Source organism: uncultured Roseobacter sp. (genome assembly GCF_947492555.1).
GTDB lineage: Bacteria > Pseudomonadota > Alphaproteobacteria > Rhodobacterales > Rhodobacteraceae > Roseobacter.
The window spans coordinates 486,187-509,697 of sequence record NZ_CANLNE010000002.1 but is presented as its reverse complement, the minus strand read 5'-3'; the positions used below and the strand labels follow the sequence as shown (position 1 = coordinate 509,697).

At 59.4% G+C, this 23,511-nt stretch carries 25 protein-coding genes; 18 read left to right on the top strand and 7 right to left on the bottom strand.

Annotated elements, in window-relative coordinates; translation table 11 throughout:
- Nucleotides 1–38: 38 nt before the first annotated feature.
- From Q1A07_RS09535 to Q1A07_RS09455, 17 genes are all read left to right on the top strand, one after another.
- On the top strand, nucleotides 39–1,175 hold the full coding sequence (locus tag Q1A07_RS09535; protein ID WP_299780114.1) for a Gfo/Idh/MocA family oxidoreductase: 1,137 nt from the start codon (nucleotides 39–41) through the stop codon (nucleotides 1,173–1,175).
- Between the two features lie 219 nt (nucleotides 1,176–1,394).
- A complete protein-coding gene (locus Q1A07_RS09530; RefSeq protein ID WP_299780113.1) occupies nucleotides 1,395–2,102 on the top strand; it encodes a PAS domain-containing protein in 708 nt (235 codons plus the stop codon).
- A 105-nt stretch (nucleotides 2,103–2,207) separates the two neighbouring features.
- On the top strand, nucleotides 2,208–3,413 hold the full coding sequence (gene pcaF, locus Q1A07_RS09525) for a 3-oxoadipyl-CoA thiolase (protein ID WP_299780112.1): 1,206 nt from the start codon (nucleotides 2,208–2,210) through the stop codon (nucleotides 3,411–3,413).
- A gap of 30 nt (nucleotides 3,414–3,443) precedes the next feature.
- On the top strand, nucleotides 3,444–4,436 hold the full coding sequence (gene paaA / locus Q1A07_RS09520) for a 1,2-phenylacetyl-CoA epoxidase subunit PaaA (protein WP_299780110.1): 993 nt from the start codon (nucleotides 3,444–3,446) through the stop codon (nucleotides 4,434–4,436).
- A 5-nt stretch (nucleotides 4,437–4,441) separates the two neighbouring features.
- Nucleotides 4,442–4,786, top strand: coding sequence for a 1,2-phenylacetyl-CoA epoxidase subunit PaaB (gene paaB, locus Q1A07_RS09515; RefSeq protein WP_299780109.1), 345 nt, complete (start codon nucleotides 4,442–4,444; stop codon nucleotides 4,784–4,786).
- Nucleotides 4,787–4,815: 29 nt separating this feature from the next.
- Nucleotides 4,816–5,538, top strand: a complete 723-nt coding sequence (paaC, locus tag Q1A07_RS09510) for a 1,2-phenylacetyl-CoA epoxidase subunit PaaC (RefSeq protein ID WP_299781392.1) — start codon at nucleotides 4,816–4,818, stop codon at nucleotides 5,536–5,538.
- Nucleotides 5,532–5,999 (top strand): 1,2-phenylacetyl-CoA epoxidase subunit PaaD, encoded by a 468-nt coding sequence (gene paaD / locus Q1A07_RS09505; RefSeq protein ID WP_299780108.1) that lies wholly within the window; start codon nucleotides 5,532–5,534, stop codon nucleotides 5,997–5,999. The genes paaC and paaD overlap by 7 nt, the downstream gene beginning before the upstream one ends.
- Complete coding sequence (locus Q1A07_RS09500; protein WP_299780107.1) at nucleotides 5,999–7,063, top strand: 2Fe-2S iron-sulfur cluster-binding protein; 1,065 nt, start codon at nucleotides 5,999–6,001, stop codon at nucleotides 7,061–7,063. Before paaD ends, Q1A07_RS09500 begins: the two co-directional genes overlap by 1 nt.
- A gap of 21 nt (nucleotides 7,064–7,084) precedes the next feature.
- Entirely contained in the window at nucleotides 7,085–9,115 is a 2,031-nt protein-coding gene (gene paaZ, locus Q1A07_RS09495; protein WP_299781390.1) for a phenylacetic acid degradation bifunctional protein PaaZ, read from the top strand.
- Nucleotides 9,105–9,881, top strand: a complete 777-nt coding sequence (locus Q1A07_RS09490; protein WP_299780106.1) for a PaaX family transcriptional regulator C-terminal domain-containing protein — start codon at nucleotides 9,105–9,107, stop codon at nucleotides 9,879–9,881. Before paaZ ends, Q1A07_RS09490 begins: the two co-directional genes overlap by 11 nt.
- A 42-nt stretch (nucleotides 9,882–9,923) precedes the next feature.
- Nucleotides 9,924–10,538 (top strand): ribonuclease D, encoded by a 615-nt coding sequence (locus tag Q1A07_RS09485; RefSeq protein ID WP_299780105.1) that lies wholly within the window; start codon nucleotides 9,924–9,926, stop codon nucleotides 10,536–10,538.
- Nucleotides 10,535–11,497 carry a KpsF/GutQ family sugar-phosphate isomerase gene (locus Q1A07_RS09480; protein WP_299780103.1) on the top strand — a complete coding sequence of 321 codons (963 nt, stop codon included), beginning with the start codon at nucleotides 10,535–10,537 and terminating at the stop codon, nucleotides 11,495–11,497. Before Q1A07_RS09485 ends, Q1A07_RS09480 begins: the two co-directional genes overlap by 4 nt.
- 33 nt (nucleotides 11,498–11,530) lie before the next feature.
- Nucleotides 11,531–12,112, top strand: coding sequence for a hypothetical protein (locus Q1A07_RS09475; RefSeq protein WP_299780101.1), 582 nt, complete (start codon nucleotides 11,531–11,533; stop codon nucleotides 12,110–12,112).
- A gap of 42 nt (nucleotides 12,113–12,154) precedes the next feature.
- Nucleotides 12,155–12,607 (top strand): LptA/OstA family protein, encoded by a 453-nt coding sequence (locus Q1A07_RS09470; protein ID WP_299780099.1) that lies wholly within the window; start codon nucleotides 12,155–12,157, stop codon nucleotides 12,605–12,607.
- A complete protein-coding gene (gene lptB / locus Q1A07_RS09465; RefSeq protein WP_299780097.1) occupies nucleotides 12,608–13,366 on the top strand; it encodes an LPS export ABC transporter ATP-binding protein in 759 nt (252 codons plus the stop codon).
- Nucleotides 13,367–13,618: 252 nt separating this feature from the next.
- Nucleotides 13,619–14,185, top strand: a complete 567-nt coding sequence (raiA, locus tag Q1A07_RS09460) for a ribosome-associated translation inhibitor RaiA (RefSeq protein WP_195820973.1) — start codon at nucleotides 13,619–13,621, stop codon at nucleotides 14,183–14,185.
- Between the two features lie 42 nt (nucleotides 14,186–14,227).
- Complete coding sequence (locus Q1A07_RS09455; RefSeq protein ID WP_299780093.1) at nucleotides 14,228–14,692, top strand: PTS sugar transporter subunit IIA; 465 nt, start codon at nucleotides 14,228–14,230, stop codon at nucleotides 14,690–14,692.
- A 36-nt stretch (nucleotides 14,693–14,728) separates the two neighbouring features.
- Here the strand turns inward: Q1A07_RS09455 and Q1A07_RS09450 are convergent, their stop codons facing one another.
- The 6 genes from Q1A07_RS09450 to cysQ form a co-directional block, all read right to left on the bottom strand.
- Nucleotides 14,729–16,429 carry a beta-1,6-N-acetylglucosaminyltransferase gene (locus tag Q1A07_RS09450; protein ID WP_299780091.1) on the bottom strand — a complete coding sequence of 567 codons (1,701 nt, stop codon included), beginning with the start codon at nucleotides 16,427–16,429 and terminating at the stop codon, nucleotides 14,729–14,731.
- Nucleotides 16,426–17,412 carry a glycosyltransferase family 2 protein gene (locus tag Q1A07_RS09445; protein ID WP_299781388.1) on the bottom strand — a complete coding sequence of 329 codons (987 nt, stop codon included), beginning with the start codon at nucleotides 17,410–17,412 and terminating at the stop codon, nucleotides 16,426–16,428. Before Q1A07_RS09445 ends, Q1A07_RS09450 begins: the two co-directional genes overlap by 4 nt.
- A 205-nt stretch (nucleotides 17,413–17,617) precedes the next feature.
- Nucleotides 17,618–18,634, bottom strand: a complete 1,017-nt coding sequence (locus Q1A07_RS09440) for a glycosyltransferase family 2 protein (RefSeq protein WP_299780089.1) — start codon at nucleotides 18,632–18,634, stop codon at nucleotides 17,618–17,620.
- Between the two features lie 227 nt (nucleotides 18,635–18,861).
- Nucleotides 18,862–19,755, bottom strand: a complete 894-nt coding sequence (gene galU / locus Q1A07_RS09435) for a UTP--glucose-1-phosphate uridylyltransferase GalU (RefSeq protein WP_299780087.1) — start codon at nucleotides 19,753–19,755, stop codon at nucleotides 18,862–18,864.
- A 259-nt stretch (nucleotides 19,756–20,014) separates the two neighbouring features.
- Nucleotides 20,015–20,815, bottom strand: coding sequence for a manno-octulosonate cytidylyltransferase (locus tag Q1A07_RS09430; protein WP_299780085.1), 801 nt, complete (start codon nucleotides 20,813–20,815; stop codon nucleotides 20,015–20,017).
- A complete protein-coding gene (gene cysQ, locus Q1A07_RS09425) occupies nucleotides 20,815–21,612 on the bottom strand; it encodes a 3'(2'),5'-bisphosphate nucleotidase CysQ (RefSeq protein ID WP_299780083.1) in 798 nt (265 codons plus the stop codon). The genes Q1A07_RS09430 and cysQ overlap by 1 nt, the downstream gene beginning before the upstream one ends.
- Nucleotides 21,613–21,730: 118 nt before the next feature.
- Between cysQ and Q1A07_RS09420 the strand changes: the two genes are divergently transcribed.
- Entirely contained in the window at nucleotides 21,731–22,555 is an 825-nt protein-coding gene (locus Q1A07_RS09420) for an ABC transporter permease (protein WP_299780081.1), read from the top strand.
- A gap of 3 nt (nucleotides 22,556–22,558) precedes the next feature.
- Here Q1A07_RS09420 and Q1A07_RS09415 read toward each other — a convergent pair whose 3' ends face one another.
- Nucleotides 22,559–23,413, bottom strand: a complete 855-nt coding sequence (locus tag Q1A07_RS09415; RefSeq protein WP_299780079.1) for an NAD(P)-dependent oxidoreductase — start codon at nucleotides 23,411–23,413, stop codon at nucleotides 22,559–22,561.
- Nucleotides 23,414–23,511: the final 98 nt, after the last annotated feature.

The window sequence follows — 23,511 nt, the reverse complement described above, 5'->3', positions numbered from 1 at the left end:
AACAATGAAGGCGGGGCAAGGCCCCGGGAGGAGACTAGATGTCACGGATCAGACTTGGGATGGTGGGCGGCGGCAACGATGCCTTTATCGGGGCGGTTCATCGGATTGCGGCGCGGCTGGACGACCGATACGCTTTTGTTGCGGGGGCACTGTCTTCCACGTCTGAGAAGGCCCAGGCCTCGGGGGCCGCACTAGGATTGGACCCGGCACGAACCTACGATGACTTCAAACAGATGGCGATCCGCGAGGCGCGACTAAAAAACGGTATCGAAGCTGTTTCCATCGTGACCCCGAACCACGTGCATTTTGCTGCCGCACGCGAGTTTCTGAAGCGCGGCATTCACGTGATCTGTGACAAACCCCTCACGTCGACCATGGCGGATGCCCGCAAGATGGCGAAAGCGGTCGAAGAGTCCGATGCTCTGTTTTTTCTAACGCATAACTACACCGGCTATCCAATGGTGCGGCAGGCGCGCGAGATGATTGCCAAGGGTGACATCGGCAAGATCCGCGTGGTGCAGGTCGAGTATCCGCAAGACTGGCTCACCAAACACGAGGATTTCAAACAGGCGGCATGGCGCACTGATCCCGCGCAATCCGGGGCGGGTGGTTCAACCGGGGACATTGGGACCCATGCGCATAATCTCGCATGTTTCGTCACAGGTCTGCGCGTTGAGAGCCTTGCCGCTGATTTGCAGGCTTTCGTGTCGGGTCGTCAGTTGGACGACAATGCGCATGTGATGCTGCGGTTTGAGGGCGGTGCGCGCGGCATGCTGTGGTCCAGCCAGGTCGCGCCGGGAAATGAAAACGCATTGCGCATTCGAGTCTACGGCGAGAACGGCGGGCTGGAATGGGCGCAGGAACACCCCAACCACCTGTGGCACACCCCGTTTGGCGAGCCCAAGCGCCTGATTACCCGCAATGGTGCCGGTGCGGGTGAGGCCGCAGCACGGATGAGCCGTGTTCCACCCGGGCATCCGGAAGGATATCTCGAAGGGTTCGCCAACATCTACAGCGAAGCGGCTGAGGCGATTGTCGCCCATCGCAGCGGTCAGAAACCAGGCGCGGCGGTCATCTATCCAACCATTCTGGATGGGATAAGAGGCATGCAATTCGTGGATGCTTGCGTGCGGTCCTCGGCGCGCAATGCCGCGTGGATCACCCTGCCGGATTGAACCATCGACCATCTGTGAACAGATTGTTCACGCTTCGGTTAGAACCACGCGCCAGTCTAGCCGGTTGGCGGGTAGCGCCTTGATCCTCATGGGAATTCGACCAGTGCAGTTTTCACCGGCTTCTTTGCAGATGCAGCATTTCAAAAAATACCTAAAAAGCATCAGTTTTCTGAAACCTCTTGGCAAGAAATTTGCGCGACCCTTCCGGCTTAGTAATTTTTGAGAGAGACAATGCTAGACACAGACTCCGCAGATCACCTTGCGGCGATTTTCAATCAGTTCACAGTCCCTATGTTCGCGGCCGATCGTCCGTCCGCACAGAGCGAATTCAAAATAACATGCATTAATCAGGCCCACGCAGAAGCAACCGGATTTCAACCGGAGGCGTTGCGAAACGTTGCGTTGCGCGACCTGCTGCCAGAAGGCGAAGCGGCCACTGTTATCGGGCGTTACACCGAATGCGCCGATGGGCAGAAAAACATCCGATATCTGGAGACATTGACGCTGCCGGATGGCGTGCAGCGGTGGGATACTTCCATTCAACATGTTCCACTGGCAGATGGTGGCGACCGCGTGATCGGCACTGCCTTCAAAGTGACCGGCGACCAGTACGCCGAAGGCACGCGCATGACCTTCGATAACATCCGCTTCTTTTCATCGCTGGCAGATATGCATTTACAAAATCTCGTGTCCATGTTCGAGACCGCGCGGGATCAGGGCTTGTTTCATAACGACAGCGCGAACAGGGTGTCACAATTGTGCAGCGTTTGCCGTTCCGTGCAGCGTTCCGTGGAAGACATCCGGGAAACCGTGCGCCGCGCGCATCCAGAGACCGCTGGGATAGACAGCAACGCCCAGGCAATGTTGAACGATCTCGGGTCCAGCACCCTACGTGCGCTTTATGACAGTGCGCGCGAGGTATCGTGACTCCGCAAAACGTTACATATATTTGACACCCCTCGATAAATCGTAACATTTTGATTGAACCGAATCCGCACCTGACTTAGACTTTTCCCTCAACGGGAGGATTCTATGCAGGCTTACATCTGTGACGCGCAGCGCACGCCCATCGGGCGCTATGGCGGGGGCCTGTCTGCTGTGCGTGCGGATGATCTCGCCGCCGCCCCGATTGCAGCACTCATCGCCCGCAATCCGTCGGTGGACTGGTCGCGCGTGGATGACGTCATTTACGGCTGCGCCAATCAGGCAGGCGAAGACAACCGCAACGTGGCGCGGATGGCAGCATTGCTCGCAGGTTTGCCCGTGGAGGTTCCGGGATCGACCATAAACCGGCTGTGCGCGTCGGGCATGGATGCCGTGGGGGCGGCGGCACGGGCAATTCGCGCGGGCGACATCGATCTGGCGATTGCCGGGGGCGTCGAAAGCATGAGCCGCGCGCCTTTCGTGATGCCCAAGGCGGAAACGGCATTTTCGCGTACGGCTCAAATTTATGACACGACCATCGGCTGGCGCTTCGTGAACCCGAAGATGAAAGCCGAATATGGCATCGACTCCATGCCGCAAACCGCAGACAATGTGGCAGAGGACTACGCGGTCAGCCGGGCCGATCAGGATGCTTTTGCCGCGCGCAGTCAGGCTCGCTGGGCCAAGGCGCATGCGGAGGGCGTGTTTGCCGAGGAGATCACCCCCGTCACCATTCCGCAGCGCAAGGGCGATCCGGTTGTCGTCGACACGGATGAACATCCGCGCCAGGACACGACCACGGATAAGCTGGCCAATCTGCGGGGGATCAATGGCGCGGAGCTGACCGTGACGGCGGGCAATGCGTCGGGCGTCAATGACGGCGCCGCCGCGCTGCTCATTGCGTCGGAGGAGGCTGCCGCTGCCCATGGCCTGACGCCAATGGCCCGCGTGGTTGCAATGGCGGCGGCGGGCGTCGCGCCACGGATCATGGGCGTCGGACCGATCCCCGCCTGCGAAAAAGTCCTGAAACGCGCAGGACTGAGCATCGAGCAGATGGATGTGATAGAATTGAACGAGGCTTTTGCCGCGCAAGGACTCGCTACGCTGCGCGCCTTGGGCGTGGCAGACGACGCGCCGCACGTGAATGCAAACGGGGGTGCCATCGCCATTGGCCACCCGTTGGGCATGTCGGGCGCACGGCTGGTGATGACGGCCGCCTATCAACTCAAGCGCACCGGCGGGCGCTACGCGCTCTGTACGATGTGCGTGGGGGTCGGCCAGGGTGTCGCGCTCATCCTCGAGCGCGCGAACTAGGTAACGCTTATCCTTGAGAGGGTTTGAACCATGTATGCACAGATGATCAAATCGACCGGCAAGGGCGTCAAATCGCTCGACGAGATGGAGCCGGAGGAACGCGCCTTTCAGGAGCGCATCAATGCGGGTGGCAAGATCGAGCCCAAAGACTGGATGCCCGACGGCTACCGCAAGACGCTGATCCGGCAGATCGGCCAGCACGCGCATTCCGAAATCGTCGGCCAACTGCCCGAGGGCAACTGGATCACCCGCGCCCCCACGCTGGAGCGCAAGGCGATCCTGCTCGCCAAGGTGCAGGATGAGGCGGGGCATGGGCTCTACCTCTACTGCGCCGCCGAAACGCTGGGGGTGAGCCGCGATCAGCTGACGCGCGACCTGCTCTCGGGCAAAATGAAATACTCCTCCATCTTCAACTATCCGACCCTGACATGGGCGGATATGGGCGCGGTCGGATGGCTGGTCGATGGCGCGGCGATCATGAACCAAGTGCCGCTGCAACGCACATCCTACGGGCCCTATGCCCGCGCCATGGTGCGCATCTGCAAGGAGGAATCATTTCACCAGCGGCAGGGCTTCGACATCATGATGAAGATGGCGAACGGCACCGAGGCGCAACGCAAGATGGCGCAGGATGCGCTCAACCGCTTCTGGTATCCCTCGCTGATGATGTTCGGCCCCTCCGACAAGGACTCGGTCCATTCCGCGCAATCGATGGCGTGGAAAATCAAGATGAACACCAATGACGAGCTGCGCCAGAAATTCGTCGACCAGACGGCACCACAGGCCGCCTATCTCGGCCTGACCATCCCCGATGAGCATCTGGAATGGAACGAAGAGCGGGGACACTACGATTTCTCTGAGCCCGATTGGGACGAGTTCTTTGATGTGCTGCAGGGCAACGGTCCCTGCTCGGTGGATCGCATGGAAGCGCGCAACAAGGCCTGGGACGAGGGCCGCTGGGTGCGGGAAGGCCTGTTGGCCCACGCGGAGAAGAAACGTGCACGCAAAATGGCAGCGGAGTAAGTGACATGAGCAGCCCTGAATCCGGATCCTATGACGCCACCGAAGCCGCACCGCACGGCAAGCCCCGCGCCACCGAGTGGCCCCTCTGGGAGGTGTTTATTCGTGGCCAGCACGGGCTCAGCCACCGGCATGTCGGATCGCTGCATGCCGCCGACGCGGAAAGTGCCATCAAGAACGCCCGTGATGTCTATACCCGCCGCAACGAGGGCGTGAGCATCTGGGTGGTCGAAGCCGCCGCCATCGCTGCCTCCTCCCCGGAAGAGAAAGGCCCGCTCTACGAGCCCTCCAACGACAAGGTCTATCGCCACCCGACCTTCTTCAACATCCCCGATGACGTAGGTGCGATGTGACCGATCCGCTCTTCGAATTCCTGTGCCGCATGGGGGACAACACCCTGGTGCTGGGCCACCGCGTCTCCGAATGGTGCGGCGTGGCGCCAGTGCTGGAAGAAGACATCGCGCTTGCCAACACCGCACTGGATCTGATTGGGCAGACGACGCTCTGGCTGAACCTCGCAGGCGAGGTCGAGGGCAAAAGCCGCGATGCCGATGCGCTGGCCTTTCGCCGGGACGTTTGGGAGTTTCGCAATGTGCTGTTGGTCGAACAACCCAACGGTGATTTCGGCCAGACGATGATGCGGCAATTCCTCTTCGACCTCTGGCACAAGGGCATGCTGACCGCCCTGCAGGACAGCAGCCACGACCAGATTGCCGCGATTGCGGAGAAGTCGCTCAAGGAGGTGACCTATCATCTGGAACGCACCACGGACACGGTGATCGGGCTGGGCGATGGGACGGATGAAAGCCATGCGCGCATGCAAAAAGCCCTTGATAGGCTCTATCCTTTTGTCGGCGAGATGTTTGTCGCGGATGATGTGGATGGCGCGATGGTAGCTCATGGGATCGCTCCTGACCCCGCACATCTGCGTCCCGAATTCGATGCGACACTCGACGAGGTTCTCTCCAATGCAACGCTGGTCAAACCCGACAGTGAATTCGCACATAAGGGCGGGAAATCGGGGCAACGACACTCGGAACATCTCGGCCACATGCTGAGCCAGATGCAGTGGCTGCAGCGCGCCTACCCGGATGCGACATGGTAACTGACAAACCCACGACCGAGGTGATCTGGGAATGGCTGGATGCCGTGCCCGACCCGGAGATCCCGGCGATCAGCCTGACCGATCTGGGCATCATCCGCAACGTCGAATGGGTCGAGGATACGCTTGAGGTGACCGTCACGCCGACCTATTCCGGCTGCCCGGCGACGCGGATCATCAACCTCGACATCGAAACAGCACTGCGCGACCACGGGATCGAGAACCTCACCCTCAAGACCCAGCTCTCTCCGGCCTGGACCACCGATTGGCTGACGGAGCGCGGCAAGCAGCGGCTGGAAGACTACGGCATTGCTCCACCGCAACCGGCAGGCAGCCCGCAGCATTGTCCGCTGTGCAAATCGCACCATGTCGAACGGATCAGCCAGTTCGGCTCCACCCCCTGCAAGGCCCAATGGCGCTGCCAAAGCTGCCTGGAACCCTTCGACTATTTCAAGTGTATCTGATGTCCCAGTTTCATCCTCTCACCGTGACAGACATCCACCACACCATCCGTGACGCCGTGGTGCTGACCCTGAAACCGGACAGCCCCGAGGCGTTCAAATTCACCCAAGGCCAGTATCTGACCTTCAAGCAGGATTTCGACGGGACGGAACTACGGCGCAACTACTCCATCTGCGCCGGGCTTGACGACGGCGTGCTGCAGGTCGGGATCAAGCGGGTCGATGGCGGCGCGTTTTCCACCTTTGCGAACACGCAGTTGAAAGTCGGCGACACCCTGCACGCCATGCCGCCGTCCGGGTCGTTTTTCACCGCGTTAGAGCCTGAAAAGGCGAAATCCTACCTGGGCTTTGCCGGTGGCTCGGGTATCACGCCGGTCTTGTCGATCCTGAAAACGGTGCTGCGCCGGGAACCGCATGCGACCTTCACGTTGGTCTACGCGAACCGCGCGGTGAACACGATCATGTTCCGCGAGGAGCTGGAAGACCTGAAAAACCGGTACATGGGGCGGCTGACAATCATCCATATCCTCGAATCCGGTCAGGATATGGATCTCTTCACCGGACGCGTCGATCAGGAGAAATGCGACAAGCTGTTCCAGCACTGGATCGACGTCGAATCGGTCACCACCGCCTTCATCTGCGGGCCGGAACCGATGATGCTGGCCATTGCCGACAGCCTGAAAACCCACGGGTTAGAGCCTGATCAGATCAAATTCGAGCTCTTTACCGAGAGCCAGCAGGGACGTCTGGCCAAGCAGGAAATCGCGGCCCGCGCCGCCGACCAGAAAGGCACCGAGGCACAGGTCACGGTCGAGGGTGTCACCCGCAATTTCACCATGCCCAAGGATCAATCGGTGCTGGAAGCCGCCCTCGACAACGCGCTGGATGCGCCCTTTGCCTGCAAGGCGGGCGTCTGTTCCACCTGCAAGGCGCGGGTTTTGGAGGGCGAGTACGAGATGCTCTCAAACCACGCGCTGGAAGATTACGAGGTGGAGCAGGGCATGGTGCTGACCTGCCAGTGCTACCCGCTGAGTGACAAGATCGTCGTCGAATACGACACCCACTGAGGAGTCCCCATGCCCAAGGATCTGAACCTGCGCGATGTCATGAGCTTTGCCGCCGGGCAGTGGATCGGCCCCGGCGAAGGCGCGCGGTCGATCGCAAGCGCCATCACGGGCGAGGTCATCGCAACCGCGGGCAATGATGCGCTGGATGTGCAGGCCATGCTTGGTTACGCCCGCGACGTTGGTGGGCCGGGCTTGCGCAAGCTCACCTTTCACGACCGCGCGCGCATACTCAAGGCGCTGGCGCTGTATTTGAAGGACCATAGGCAAACCCTCTATGACCTCAGCTTTGACACCGGCGCCACGCAATCGGATCACATGATCGACGTTGACGGCGGGATCGGTACGATGCTGGTCTTTGCCTCCAAGGGACGTCGCGAGATGCCGGATGCGCGGGTCTATCTTGACGGGCCGGTGGAGCAGCTGGGACGTCACGGGCAATTCGTGGGCCGCCATATCGCAACCCCGCTGCAAGGCGTCGCGGTGCATATCAACGCCTTCAACTTCCCGGTCTGGGGCATGTTGGAGAAACTGGCCCCCACCCTGCTGGCCGGGGTGCCCGCCATCGTGAAACCCGCCACCGCGACCTGCTACGTGACGGAGGCCTGCGTGCGGCTGATGCTCGACAGCGGCCTCTTGCCCGAGGGCGCGGTGCAGCTGGTCAGCGGGGGGCTGGGCGACATGCTGGACCACCTCGATTGTCAGGACGCGGTCAGTTTCACCGGATCTGCGGATACGGCGCTAAAACTGCGCGCCAACCCGCGTCTGCTCGAACGGTCGGTGCGTTTCACGGCTGAACAGGACAGTCTCAACGCCTCGATCCTTGGCCCGGATGCCACGCCCGGCACCCCGGAATTCGACCTCTTCGTGAAAGAGGTGCAACGCGAAATGACCGCCAAGGCCGGGCAGAAGTGCACCGCGATCCGGCGCATCATGGTCCCGCAGCCGCAGGTCGATGCGGTTATCTCCGCCCTGTCCGAAAGACTGGCCAAAACCGCTATTGGCGATCCGCGCCTGGAGACCTCGCGCATGGGCGCATTGGTCTCTAACGCGCAGAAACGGGACGTTCTGGAGAAAGCCAACGTGATCGCACAAGAGGCGGACCGTGTCTTTGGTGACCCAATGGATTTCACCGTGCAAGGCGCAGACCGGGACAAGGGGGCCTTCCTGCCACCGATGCTGTTTCACTGCGCGGACCCGGACGGCGCGCAGCGGCTGCATGACACCGAAGCCTTCGGGCCTGTTTCCACCATCATGGGCTACCGCGACCTGGACCACGCGACCCGGCTGCTGAACCGGGGCAAGGGCTCGCTTGTGGCCTCCGTCATCACCAATGACCCCGAGGTTGCGACCGAGATCACGATGGGGGCCGCCGCCTTCCACGGGCGGCTCTATTTCAACAATCGGGCGTCGATGAAGGAAGCGACCGGGCACGGATCACCGTTGCCCCATATGGTGCACGGCGGACCGGGACGCGCTGGCGGCGGCGAGGAGCTCGGTGGCATTCGCGGCGTCATGCATTACATGCAACGCACTGCGATACAGGGCAGCCCCGATGTGCTCACCGCGATCACCGGCCAGTGGGTGCCCGGCGCGAACGAAAACCAGAACGCCGCGCATCCCTTCACCCGTCCCTTTGGCGCGCTAAACATCGGCGACACCCTCAACGCCGGGCCACGCGAGATCACGCTTGAGGACATCGAGACCTTCGCCCAATTCACCGGCGATACCTTTTACGCACACATGGACGAGGACGCGGCGGCAGCGAACCCGTTCTTTCCCGGGCGCGTTGCCCATGGCTACCTGCTGCTGAGTTTCGCGGCGGGCATGTTCGTGCAACCCGATCCCGGCCCAGTGCTGGCCAACACCGGTCTCGACAATCTGCGCTTCATGGCGCCGGTGCAACCCGGGGACAGCATCAACGTGCGACTGACCGTCAAGGCCAAAACCCCGCGCAACGAAGACTACGGCGAGGTGCGCTGGCACGTGACCCTGACCAATCAGGACGACGAAGCCGTCGCCGAATATGAATTGCTGACGATGAATGCTTTCTGATCCACTGGACCACCTGACAACCGCCCTGACCGACCTGGGGGGCCAGCGGGTCTGGTCTCTGCTGGTGACCGTATTCGGTGACCTTGTGCCGGACGCGGGCGCAGGCATCGACGGGCCGGTGCTGTCCACGCTTATGGGGCGGATGAACGTCCGGGCGGAAGCAACGCGCGTGGCCCTGCACAGGCTGCGCAACGACGGCTGGATCACCTCCGCCAAATCGGGACGCACCAGCCGCCACAGCCTGACGGAACATGGACGTCGCGAAACCATTCAGGCCAGCCGCCGCATCTATGCCGCACCGGATGACATGCCCGGCGGATGGGTGGTTCTGCTGACCGAAAAGGCAAATGGCGACCCGCGCAACCTGCTGGAAACTGCGGGGTTCACACAAATGATGCCGCGTGTCTACATCGGCCCCGCCGGGCGCGCAGTGCCAGAAAATACGCTGGCGCTGAGCGGTGATGCGGTGCCGGATTGGCTGCGCCGACAGCTGACGCCCGAGACACTTTGCGCGGATTACAGCAAGCTGCACGGTATCCTGACCGAGATCGACAGCGCCTTGCCAAACGGTGCCGATCTGTCGCCGGTTGACTGTGCCGTGCTGCGCTGCCTGATCGTGCACAACTGGCGGCGGCTGGTGTTGAAACACCCCGATCTGCCCGCCGCCCTCTACACCGAGGACTGGCGCGAGCAGGAGTGTCGCGCGCTGGTGACCGCGCTGCTGCACAGATTTCCACGGCCAGACCTCGCCGATCTCGCCACGTAACCTGTGCTTTCCCAAGCCAATAAGGCAGGCTATAGGGAGCACATGACACATAGCGTATACAAAAATGACCTTCCGGACGGGCTTGATCTGGGGCCTGTTGTTGCCATCGATTGCGAAACGATGGGCCTCAATCCACACCGCGACCGGCTCTGCGTCGTGCAGCTGTCAGGCGGCGACGGCAAGGCGCATCTGGTACAGATCGCCATAGGCCAGACCGACGCACCGAACCTCTGCGCCCTGCTGGAAGATCCGGCTGTGCTCAAACTCTTTCACTTCGGGCGGTTCGACATTGCCGCGATGCTGAACACCTTCGGCGCGACCGCGTCGCCGGTGTATTGCACCAAGATCGCCAGCCGCCTCGTGCGGACTTTCACCGACCGGCACGGGCTGGCCAAGCTGCTGCAGGAATTGCTGAACATCGACATCTCAAAGCAGCAGCAATCCAGCGACTGGGGTGCAGACACCCTGACCGATGCACAGGTCGATTATGCAGCCTCTGACGTGCTTTACCTGCACCGGCTGCGGGAGGCGCTGAACGTGATGCTGGAACGGGAGGGGCGTATGGAACTGGCGCAATCCTGCTTTGATTTTCTGCCGGTCCGGGCGCGGCTGGACCTCGAAGGCTGGCCCGACACGGACATCTTTGCGCATTCATGAGCACACCGTTTCTTGATACGGCCCGCCGGGTGATCCGGACCGAGGCCGATGCGCTCACCACGCTGGCCGAGGGGCTGGATGCGCGGTTTCGCGACGCCATCGACCTGCTGCTCAACAGCAATGGCCGCGTAATCGTCACCGGCATTGGCAAGTCAGGCCATATCGCGCGCAAAATCGCCGCCACCATGGCCAGCACTGGCACACCCGCGCAATTCGTGCACCCGGCAGAGGCGAGCCACGGCGATCTCGGCATGATCACCAGCGCCGATGTGGTGCTGGCGATATCTAACTCGGGCGAGGCGCCGGAGCTTGCCAACCTGCTGGCCTACGCGCGCCGCTTTGACATTCCGTTGCTCGGGATCACCAGCGCAGAAGGCTCCAGCCTTGGCCGCGAATGCGACGTGGTGCTGCTGCTGCCGAAACTGGGCGAGGCCTGCGGCACCGGCGTCGTGCCCTCCTCCTCAACAACGATGACGCTGGCCCTGGGGGATGCGCTGGCCATTGCGCTGATGGAGCACCGCGCCTTCACGCCTGAAAACTTCCGCGACTTTCATCCCGGCGGCAAGCTGGGCGCACAACTCAGCCGGGTGTCGGACCTGATGCATACCGGCGACCAGCTGCCGCTCGTCCGCCCTGACACGCCGATGTCGGATGCGCTGATCGAGATCAGCCAGAAAAGCTTTGGCGTGGTCGGGGTTGTTGACCAAAACGGGCTGCTTGCGGGCATCATCACCGATGGCGATCTGCGACGACATATGGACGGGCTGCTGTCGTTGACGGCGCAGGACGTCATGACACCCTCGCCCGTGACCATCGATCCCGGCGCGCTGGCTGAAAAGGCCGTCGCCATGATGCAGGCCCGTCAGATCACCAGCCTCTTTGTGGTCGACACCACGGGACCGGCCAAGCCACTTGGCCTGATCCGCATCCATGATTGTCTGCGCGTCGGTCTGGGGTAGGCCACGATGCGGGGGGATCGGTATTCACGCACGGTGGCCTGGCTGAAAGTGGCCCTGCCGCTTGCGGCCCTTGGCCTACTTTCGACCCTGTTTCTTTTGTCCCGTGTCGTCGACCCCACGGAATCGATCCCCTTCGCCGACACCGAGGTGCAGGACCGGCTGCTGAACCAGCAAATCTCGGGCCCCTATTATTCAGGGACGACGGCGAACGGTGACAAGATCGCCTTTGTGGCGGAGAAAGTCGTGACTCCAAACGGCCTGACCGGCGCCAACCGCGCAGAGGATGTCTTTGTGAAGATCGAGATGGTCGGTGGCACAACTGTGAACATAAAGTCGAAAACGGCGCGGGTTAACGTTGGACAGGACGTCGCGGACTTGACCGGCAACGTTGTGATCACCACGTCGCAAGGGTACATCATCACCAGCGAAGCGCTGATAGCGAGAATTGCCGCCTTGGACCTCCATTCCCCCGATACAGTATTTGCAACCACCCCTGCAGGCGAGCTGGTGGCGGGGTCCATGCGGCTGATGTCGCCCGAAACGGACGCGCCGGCTCAATTGGTTTTCACAAACGGTGTGAAACTGATATATCAGCCGAAACAGGTGAAAGACTGACCCGTGACTTTGTTAAGAATATTTATCCTGCCCCTTTTCCTTATGGCCATCGCGTCGGCATTGCTTGCGCAGGGAACGCAGGTTGCTTTCGGCAGCCTTCAACAGGACACCGGTCTTCCCGTGGAAGTCACCGCGGACAATCTCGCGGTTGATCAGGACACCGGAGAGGCCGTGTTCACGGGGAATGTTGTGGTCGGTCAGGGCGAAATGCGGCTGTCCGCCAAACGGTTGCTGGTTGTTTACCGCGAAGACACGGAAGGGATCGAACGGATGGAAGCCACCGGCGGCGTGACGCTGGTGTCCGGTCCGGATGCCGCCGAATCAGAACGCGCAGACTACAACATTGACGATGGTACGATCGTGATGACCGGCAACGTGCTGCTGACCCAGGGCCCCTCCGCTTTGACGGCGGACAAGATGACGGTGCAGCTCGACACTGGCACCGCCCAGATGGCCGGATCGGTAAAGACCATTCTGCAGACCGGCGACAATTAAATGGCACGACCCACCCTGACCGTCGCCGAAGGCTCTGCCGGGTTGCATGTAGAGCACCTGCGAAAATCCTATCGCAAGAAGACCGTGATCCGCGATTTTTCTATGTACCTGGAGCGCGGGGAAGTGGTGGCGCTGCTGGGCCCGAACGGCTCCGGCAAGACCACCACCTTTTATGCCGTCGCCGGGCTGGTCACGCCTGAAGGCGGCACCGTTCTGATTGATGGGCAGGATGTCACGGCCTTGCCGATGTATCGTCGCGCCCGACTGGGCATCGGCTATCTCCCACAAGAGATGAGCATTTTCAGGGGCTTGTCTGTACAAGACAACATCAGCGCCATCCTCGACATCGCCGAGGCAGACCGTCACAAGCGCCGCGAACGGCTCGAAGAGCTGCTCAGCGAATTTTCCATTGAACATCTGCGACGTGCGCCTGCCCTCGCCCTGTCGGGGGGCGAACGGCGCCGGGTCGAAATCGCCCGCTGTCTCGCGGCCAATCCCAAATACCTGCTCCTGGATGAACCTTTTGCAGGGGTTGATCCGATCTCCGTCGGGGATATCCGGCACCTCGTCGCCGACCTCAAGAAGCGCGGCATCGGCGTGCTGATCACCGATCACAATGTCCGCGAAACCCTCGAAATCGTTGATCGCGCCTATATTCTGCACGAGGGTCGCGTCCTGATGTCGGGCACCCCGGACGAGGTTGTCGAGAACGAAAACGTGCGCCGCGTCTACCTCGGCGACAACTTCAAAATCTCCTGATCCAGCCGCGCGCGCGTTAACGCTTTTTTCCGCGCACGCGACCCGCTTTTGTTTGACTCTGGTGTCGGTTATCGGGCTCAATGACGGCATGGCACGTACCAGTTTCTGTCTGACCGCGCATCAGCCTGCCTGCCAAGGCCCCGGAAGACAATCATCATATGGAATGCCATTTTCCGTGATCCTCTGACCCGTTGTCCCGGCGTATCTGCGCCCGGAAACCCGATGCAGGATCAACCATTCGAAGGAGAGACTATGCGGTATCAAATCAGCGGCAAACAGATCGACATCGGCGAAGCCCTGCAGACCCACGTGAAAGAAGAATTGGGTGAAGCAGTGAAAAAATATGCCGAACGCCCGACCGAAGCGGTTGTGGTGTTTTCCAAGTCGGCGCATGAGTTTGTCTGCGAGGCGACCGTCCATTTGTCTACGGGCCTGACGGCACAGGCAAAAGCGCACCAGACCGAGATTTACGCCGCCTTTGATTCGTGCTGCGACAAGATGGAAAAACAGCTGCGTCGCTACAAGCGTAGGTTGAAAGATCATCACAAAGATCGGGCGGAACCGGTTGAAATCTACGGCGCGTCCTCCTATATCCTCGCATCAGATGCCGACTCAGAGGCGCAGGAACCAGAGACACTGCAACCGATCATCGTCGCCGAGATGGAAACCAAGATCCCCTCTCTCTCCGTAGGTGAAGCCGTGATGCAGATGGAGCTTGCTGGTGCACCGGTTCTGGTCTTTAGAAACGAGGGCAAAGAGGGCCTAAATGTCGTATACCGTCGCGATGACGGGAACATTGGCTGGATAGACCCGCAGTAGGATTTCTTCGAGGCGATGGAGCCTCCCGAAAGTGCGAGCAGAATGGATTTTAACAAACTCCTCAAGCCTGAGGCTGTGAAGGTATTGACCTCCGCCTCGAGTAAAAAGCGCCTTATGCAAGATCTCGGCGATCTTGCGGAACAGGCATATGGGCTGAAATCAGGCCACGTTCTCGACGCGCTGCTGGCGCGCGAGGCGCTGGGGCCCACCGGTGTTGGACATGGGATTGCCCTGCCCCATGCACGGCTTGATGGGCTGGACAAAGTCGTGGGTGCATTTGTGTTGCTCGACAAACCCATCGACTTCAACGCCGTGGACCGTCAACCTGTTGACGTCGCCTTTGCGCTCTTTGCCCCGGAAGATGCCGGTGTAGAGCACCTCAAGGCGCTGGCCCTCGTGTCCCGTACACTGCGCGATCCGGGAATCTGTGCAAAGCTTCGGGCGAATCCGAACCCCGGCACACTGCACACCATTCTCACATCAGCGGAATCAGAACAGGCAGCTTAAATCTGCGCTGCAGATACGAGACGTTTGGCTGGCTCGTCACCGCACGAGATAGGGTTTGCGCGGTCTGTCTCGATCAATACCCGCGTCGGCCTGTTCTACGGGGAAATCCCCCATCAGATAGGGATGCATGCCCTGATTCTTAAGGTTCTGCAGGAACTGGCCAAAGCCGTTCAGATCCACCATGCGCGGCACCTCGGATAGGCGGCGCGCCGTGTTTGGCCCGATCTCATCCAGTATCGTCTGGAGAGGCTCCATCGGTGCTTCTATGAATTCCGCCATCGTCCAGATACGGACACGCGCCTTGACCCAAGTGGAGCGCAAAACATCCAGGTGCTCGCTTTCTGTCTTTTGCAACTGTGCAGCGGCTTTACGCAAGTCCATGAAATTGGCGTTTGACCGAAAGAGCGGCACAGCCCACGCGCCGCTGATCACGGAAATCTGCGCATTGGGGTCCTTGGCCACGCGCCAGTTTATCACCTGATTGTCCCGCGGGCCAAACTGAAAGCATTGCCGCTCGCCGCGGGTATTCCAAATCAGATTGGTCAAAAAACCGTGCGGGTTGTAGTCACGCAACGTCGCGCTGTTGCTCAAGGCACCATTCATCGCGGTCTGATTATCCGCAAAGTAAGCCTGCTCCGGCGCGAAGAGATGACCATGCACCCGCGCGCCCGTTGCCTTGGCAAGCCAGGGCTCAAAATTCTCGAAAAGCTCGGCAAATCCTTGGAACATGGAATAGGGTGCGGCGGTCACTCCGTTTTCCCAATCTTCGCGGGGAAAGCGGCTCTGCATATAGAGACCGGCACGGCCTCGCGTGCGACGCTCCACCGCCTTGGCAAAAATGCGGTCGATCTTGCCGGGATTGGGCTCTGTCTTTTTCATCGCGCCAGACGGGTCGGTAAGGAATGCGTCATAGAGCCGATGCGCGTGCGGCCAGATCTTGCGCGCGACAAAACAATCTGATCGACGTAGCAGCTGCAGATGATCGTCATAGAAGATATGCGGTTTGCCCTGAAAGTCGAACTTGGACAACGTCAGCGACCGGCTTTCAATGTTGATCGCGTATTGGCGCACCAGCGTCTGGAAATAGCTCTCGTCCGGAATCCAGACGCGGCGGAAGTAGTGGTCATATTCTGTGCGCGCCGGGTCCTGCAGAATGGCGGACAGCGTTTGCCGGGTCAGACACCACCATTGTGATCCCATATGCGGCACAAGACCTCCGGGCACCTGCCGGTTCACCCGCAACCGACGTTGCAAGGCCACGTAGCGGTCAAAAAGGAACCTTTGGCGCTTCCATGAAAACGGGAACCGCAGGGTGAACCGTTCGGCGTCCAAACCACCAACCGTCCAGGGAACGTCAGCCGTCGTCGCACTTTCAATGAAATCGGTCTTGGGTCGATCCGCGAGGTAGTCGATTAACTCCTGAACCGGGCGCAGCGGTAAGCAGGAGCCAGATGCGAGGTAGACATGCCGCACATCCGGAAAGCTGGAGAGTATCTGTTCTGACGCGGTCTGCGTCGCCGCCACGATCCCCCAGGTGCCCCATTCGCACCGATAGCGTTTTGAAAACGACACGTTCGGGACATCTGCCAGCGACTGCGTAAATGCGCTGAAAGCCTTGCGCGACACGCTCTTGTCCACATGGATCACAACCGGGCAGCCCGCAGCCGACCAGTGGCGCACAACTTGTTCCGCCCGCCCAAAGGCGGTGTGTACCAACATGACGACGCCGACGCTCACGCCCAGTTTCCTTTGGACATCAGGCCGAGTATCTCCAACTGCCTCCAGTTGATGTATTTCTCAGACCACTTGCACCAGAGCTCCGAATCCTCTGTCAGGCCTTGAGCATATGCCCGGTACTCGTGGGACTCCGCGTAATGCTGCTGGCGTTCGATCTCTTCGCTCGCCTTGTCAGCAAAGGTATCAAGGAACTTTGCGTGCAACAGAATCCCAGATGCCTTTTCTCCACCCCATTCGTCATAGACGAGGTTCAGGCCCCGCGGCAGTAACATATGCGTCGAGTGCACGTAGGCATAGCGTCGGTCCCATTTGACCAGGGGAACCTTGTTCAACGCAGGTGCGCGCTTTGGCTCCTCCGGGAAAAACACGCGGCTGCGCGGCCCACCCTGAATCCACAGGTTTCCATAAAGATGGTTGCGCGACATCGTGTAATTGCCACTGTCGAACCAGCAGGCAATGTCGATGGGATTCTGACCGGGCAGGTATTGCTGATCCTCCAGCCGTCCCTTGGGGTACATGTCCAGCAGCATCGCCGAAAAGGCCCGAATGGAGCAGCTGTCGAGCCAATCAGTCAGCGCACGGAGAGGTCGCGTATCGCAAAACGGATAGAGCAGGAATTCATCGGGATCGACCACGACGCACCAGTGGCCGTGGGCATACTTGCTTTGCAAGTAGTTCAGCCAATCCACCCCGTAACGCGATTTCTTGTAGCTGCTTTTCGTCCGCCACAGGGACACATCCGGTTGATCGGCAAGGTAATCCGCCGACCCATCTGTGCTGTCGTTGTCGACGATAAAGAAATGGGACACGCCCATCTCGCGGTAGTATTCCAGAAAATAGGGGAGGCGCACCTTCTCGTTCCGCTGGGTCGAAAACAGCAGGATATCCCCATCGCGCAGTTGCGCGGTTCTGTCGACAATCCGCTTTAGGTCAAAGCTCTTGCGCCGCGCGCGTACACGCAGACGCTTGCGCGCCAGACGCATCCGGTAAGATCCCAGAACACCCAAAGCTTCAGCCCTCTCCACCGCCCCACCGCCGGTGTTCAAAGGACCCCTGTCCCCATCTGCCTGCGGTCGATCTTGTGCCGCTTTTTTGGTTAATCGCGACTTATTGATATTTTATTGCTCAAAAACTCTATTTTCGCAATGATTTAAAGCGTTTTTGAAAGGCGGCGCGGTCAGCAGGACACTACCAATCCCCACGCGACATCAAGCGTAGGTCCAGAAGCTGCTGCCAACCAGTGAAACGGGTGGCGTCCGGGGACCACATATCGGGGTCTTCCGCCACCGCATCGTAATACTCATCGTAGAGCGCCGAGTTGGAAAAATGCTCCTTACGCATCTGCTCTTGTCGCGCACGCTCCGCCGATCCGGGCAAGAACTTGGTATGCAAAAGAACCCCGCTGACTTTGGATCTACCGGTCTCGTCATAAGTACGGTTCAACCCGGAGGGAAGTGCATTATGTGTCGAATTTACAAAGACATAGCGTCGGTTCCATTTGACCAATGGAATCTTGTTCAACGTCGGAGCACGCGCCGGATTCTTCGCAAAAAAACATCTCGCCCGCACCCCGCCCTGTAACCAGAGGTTTCCCATCTTGGCCTGCCGCTGAACCCAGTACCCATGCGCATCGAACCACTGGAGCACCTCACAGGGATTTTGCCCGGGTCTGTAAGCCTGATCATCGGGTGGCCCCTTGGGATAGAGATCGAGCATCATCGCCCCCATCATCCGCTGCTCTCTCGCGTCAAGCCACTTGGTGAGGTCAGGGAGAGGTCTCGTTTCGTGATCGGGGTAGATCAGCAGTTCATCTGCATCCACCGTTACCGTCCAATGGCCGTGGCCATAACGCATCATCAACCATGTCAGCCAGTCCATTCCGAAGCGCGCCGATTTGTAGCTCGCATCCGTGCGCCACACTGAGACATCCGGTGCATCCGTGAGCAGCGCCACCGTACCATCGTCACTGCCATTGTCGATGATCAGAAAGTGGCGCACGCCAAGCGCTCTGTAGTGCTGCAGGAAATAGGGCAACCGCAGGGCCTCGTTACGCACTGTCGCGAAAAGCAGGATATCCGTCGGTGCAATCTGCCGCGTATGGTTCTGCACAGGCGTCAGCTTGTGGCGACTGCGAAAACCGCGCCACAGCAATCGCCTGCGCCGCAGCCGCAACTTGTATCTGGACCAAAGCGTGGGCGGCGCCATCACGCGACCTTTCAGAACCGAGGGGCCGTACAGGCAAAGCCGTTACGATCTTGTCGCCATATTGCCCGAATTGATTGCGCAGCCAAGCTTTTCCCTGACCGGCATCGGCCTCTGACCTGCCTGCTGCCCCGGAGGGCTGCAAAACAGGCCCTGGCGTGGCAATAGAAAACGGCACAGAGATGCCTCTGCGCCGTCGTTAAGCCATTCTTGTTAGTTGGTGCGCGCCGTTACTCCGCCGCTTTACCCATGCTGACGACGTCATGCAGATACGCAGACAGGTCCTCACGCAGATCATCCCGATCAAGGCCGAAAGCAACTGTCGCCTGCAGGAATCCGGATTTGGAGCCGCAATCGAAACGCTGCCCGCGGAAGCGGTATCCATAGACATTGCTCTTCTTCTCAATGTCCTGCGCGATTGCATCCGTCAGCTGAATTTCACCACCGGCGCCGGATTTCATCTTGTTCAGGTTCGTCAACACCGACGGCGACAGGATGTAGCGTCCGATCACCGCAAGATTGGAGGGTGATTCCTCTGCCTTGGGCTTTTCGGTCATGCCTTTGACCTTGACCATCGAGCCCATGTCCTCGGAAACATCCAGCATCCCATAGGACGAAGATTTCTCAGGTGCAACTTCCATCGCCGCGACCATGTTGCCGCCTGTCTCCGCATAGGCCTCGACCATCTGCTGCAGACAGGGCTTGTCGGCGGCGATCACATCGTCCGGCAGGATAACTGCAAAAGGCTCGTCTGCAATCAAGCGACGCGCGCACCAGACGGCGTGTCCTAAACCCAACGCCTTGTGCTGGCGAATATAGGCGATTGCGCCGCTGTCCATGTTGGTTGTTTCGAGCACTTCAAGAAGGTCGTGTTTGCCCTTCTTGCGCAATTCCTGTTCGAGTTGGGGAGCATGGTCAAAGTAATCTTCCAGCGCACCCTTGCCGCGTGACGTCACGAAAATGAATTCCTTGATGCCAGCAGCGCGCGCCTCGTCGATCGCGTATTGAATCAACGGGCGATCCACCAATGTCATGATTTCCTTGGGTACCGACTTGGTCGCAGGAAGAAAGCGTGTTCCCATCCCAGCCACGGGAAAAATCGCCTTGGTTACCTTGCGTTTCATACTGTTGCCCTCACACTTAAAAAAAATCAATCGCACCCCGCGAGCATAAAACTAGTGCTCGAATGCGTCAAAAACACGACTTGCTCGTCAATTAAAGCTATTTTTGAGCACAATTGGTTCGATTTCACGAATTATAGCGGAGTCTCGCCAATATACTCGCATAACGGGCATAATATTAATCATTGTTGCAACTGGTCAGCACATTTTTCTCGGTGTTTTCAGAGAGCGAGATCACGTGGAAAATCGGGGCAATCTACGCTCAATCCAAACCCATTTGTGCCATCATCCCTTCAATCTTCGGCACGTCCTGAGGGTTGTTCAGTTCCCAGAAGTGACGCCCTTTCGCTGCGACTTCCACGCAGAGCACGGCCCGGCCATTTTCCATGAATCGCAACTGCTCAAGGCCCTCAAGCTGTTCCAATGGGCCCATGGGCCATGTCGGGTAGGCAACCAGCGCCTCGGGACGATATGCATAAACGCCAACATGATGAAAAACAGGTGTTTCTTCTGTATCCGGATAGGTTTGCGGTGTGAAAGGGATCACCTCTTTGGAAAAGTATAACGCATGGCGGCTTGCGTCGAAAACAGCCGTTGTGCCGCCAACGCGCCCGGCTTTGCGATCGTTCAGAAAACCGTTGAGCGTGGCGCCGTCGCAGCGCAACACCGGCGTCGCGATCTCCGCCTGGGGTGCCGCCCGCAGCCCGGTGACCAGATCTTCGATAAACCACTGTGGCGTCAGGGGCGCATCGCCTTGCAGGTTAACGACGATCTCATATCCCCCACCCAAAATCTCATGTGCCTCTGCGCAACGCTCCGTGCCGTTCACCCAAGTGGAGGATGTCATGACGACCTCTGCGCCAAACTCTTCCGCCGCCTCTCTGATACGGTCGTCGTCAGTGGCCACGACGACCCGTGCGACACCGGCAACCTCCTGCGCGGCCAGCCAGCTGCGTTCAATCAGGCTGCGTGACTGGCCTGATGCGCCCTTCAGGCCTACAAGAGGTTTGCCCGGATAACGGCTGGACGCATAACGCGCCGGGATTACGATCAGGACCGACATCAGCTGTCTTTCAGATCGACGGTTGGCGCGTGAGCGATGAAAAACGGATTTGCGTAGTCCTCCTTGCCGTATCCAAGCGGTTTCAGATTATCAAAACGAACAACGGATCCCCCCGCACCCGACAGCACCGCATGGCCTGCCGCTGTATCCCACTCCATCGTGCGACCGAGACGCGGGTAAAGATCTGCCTCCCCGGTCGCCACGAGACAGAATTTGAGCGACGAGCCCGCACTCTTCATATCTTTGACAGAGTATTTGTTGATGTAGTCATCGGTCGCCTGATCCCGGTGGGACTTCGACGCAACGACCATCAGAGCGGTGTTGTCAGCCTTAGATACCGACATCGGTGTCAGACCCCCTACCTGATCCACGACCAGATCACCCGTTTCCTCGACGGACTGACCATTGGCATCAGTGTAGAACATCCGGCCCTTGGCAGGCGCATAGACAACCCCCCGCGTCGGGACACCCCCCTCGACCAGAGCAATGTTCACTGTGAAATCGCCCCGTCGGTGAATGAACTCCTTGGTCCCATCGAGTGGGTCAACGATCAGGAATGTATCGCCCGAGGTATCATGTGTCGCCGATTGTTCCTCGGTCACCAGCATGACGTCGGGAAACGCGGCACGCAGGCCAGCCGAAATCAACGCATCCGCAGCTTCATCTGCCGCCGTGACCGGGCTTTCATCCGATTTCACTTTCACGTCAAAATCGTCCGATTCATAAATTTCCATGATCTTAGCACCAGCCTCAATCGACAGTCGACGCATGACCTCAACCAGTTTCACATAATCCATGACGTCACCATCCATTCCACGATCATTGATGTTCAAAACGATGCCCCTTATGGTCAAGCTCTAACGGAACAGCAAGAATTCCGTGCGATACTCGCGCAGATCAAAAGGCAAAGCGGTCATGTTTCAGGCAACAAAACGCAATGAGGGCGGATTAACTTCTGCGCTGACGATACTGGAGTTGGTGTATCACTCCGTTGTCAGATCCGTGCGCAAAACGCACAATAACGCCTTTGCCGCGATCTTCATCAATGTTCTGCAGATGCTGATCTTCGTGCTTGCGTTCTATTTTATGTTCTCGGTGCTGGGCCTGCGCGGTTCCGCGATCCGGGGCGATTTCCTGCTCTACATCATGTCGGGCATTTTCCTGTTTATCACCCACACGAAATCGATGAGTGCGGTCGTCGGATCGGAAGGGCCTGCCAGCCCAATGATGCAGCATGCGCCGATGAACACGATTATTGCCATCGCCTCTGCCGCCATTGGCGCGCTCTACATTCAGGTGCTCTCGCTGGGCATCATTCTCTTTGGGTATCACGTCGCAATTGCCCCGGTGATCATCGAGGAACCGGCGGCGGCCTTTGGCATGCTGATGGTGGCCTGGTTCACGGGTGTGGCACTGGGCCTTGTGCTCCTGGCTCTGAAACCCTGGATGCCGCAAGTGGTCAGCATCTTTACGACCATTTACCAGCGGGCAAACATGATCGCGTCAGGAAAAATGTTCGTGGCGAACAGTCTGCCGGGCTTCATGCTGGCAATGTTTGACTGGAACCCGCTGTTTCACGCCATCGACCAGACGCGGGGCTTTGTCTTCATCAACTACAATCCCCGCTATACGGACTGGCACTATGCCATGTGGGTCGGCGTAGTGCTTGTGATGATCGGCCTGATGGGGGAATTCTATACCCGTCGGCACGCCTCGCTCAGCTGGAACGCGCGACGTTGAAGATCAAGGCTTTGCGTCACCCTCATAGGCAAAACGGATAAAGGCAGCGGGATCATCTTCGCCCAAACCGGCCTCTATGGCGCCGCCGCTCATCTCCGCAAAACTATCCAGCATCGGCGACGGCAGATCAAAAGACTGCATGACGCGCCGGAAGACATCCGCGTCCTTGTAGGTCGCGTTGATCGTAAAACCGATTTCCTTGTCCTGACCCAACACCTTTGGAATGCGGTCGGCGACCATCGGCATGCCTGCGGGCCCGCCACTGAGGATTTTCAGCGCTGTTTCGAGTGGCAATCCAGCCCTTTTTGCCAAGGGCATGAAATCAGCGAGACCGTTGAAGTAGGTCTGGATCATCCCGTTGTTGATTACCTTCATCGCGAGGCCGGCCCCCAGCGGGCCCACGTGAAAGATGCGACTGGAAAGCGACGCAAGCGTGTCCTGAGCCCGCGCGGCCGCAGCCTCCTCACCGCCCATGAAAATCCCGCATTTTCCGGCCATGACCAAATCCGGGCCCCCTGAAATTGGTGCATCGACCGCCGTTGCTCCGGCCGCTCTGATCGCTTCCATGCGGGTCTTGAGGATGTCGGGCACCACCGTGCTGGTGTCGATGATCTGTCTGCCCGTCAAATCGCAGCCAATCAGCGCCTCCAGCACCTCAGACACCGCCGCATCGTCGAACAGGCTGAGGATCAGGGTATCGCTGCGTTCCACCAAGCTCCGTAGATCCGGGGCGCTGTCGACACCCGCCACGGCACGACCGCTGCGTGTCCATCCTTGCACCGAATGTCCCATGGCGGACATGCGCCGCGCAATGGCACTGCCCATGCGGCCCAGTCCAACAACCCCGATTCGTTCCATTCAACACTCTCCCTGGACAGCGGGCCTGCACGTCAGGCACCAAGTTCATTTGCATGTCCCATAACAGAATTGGCTTGGCAATCACGTGGACATCTCTG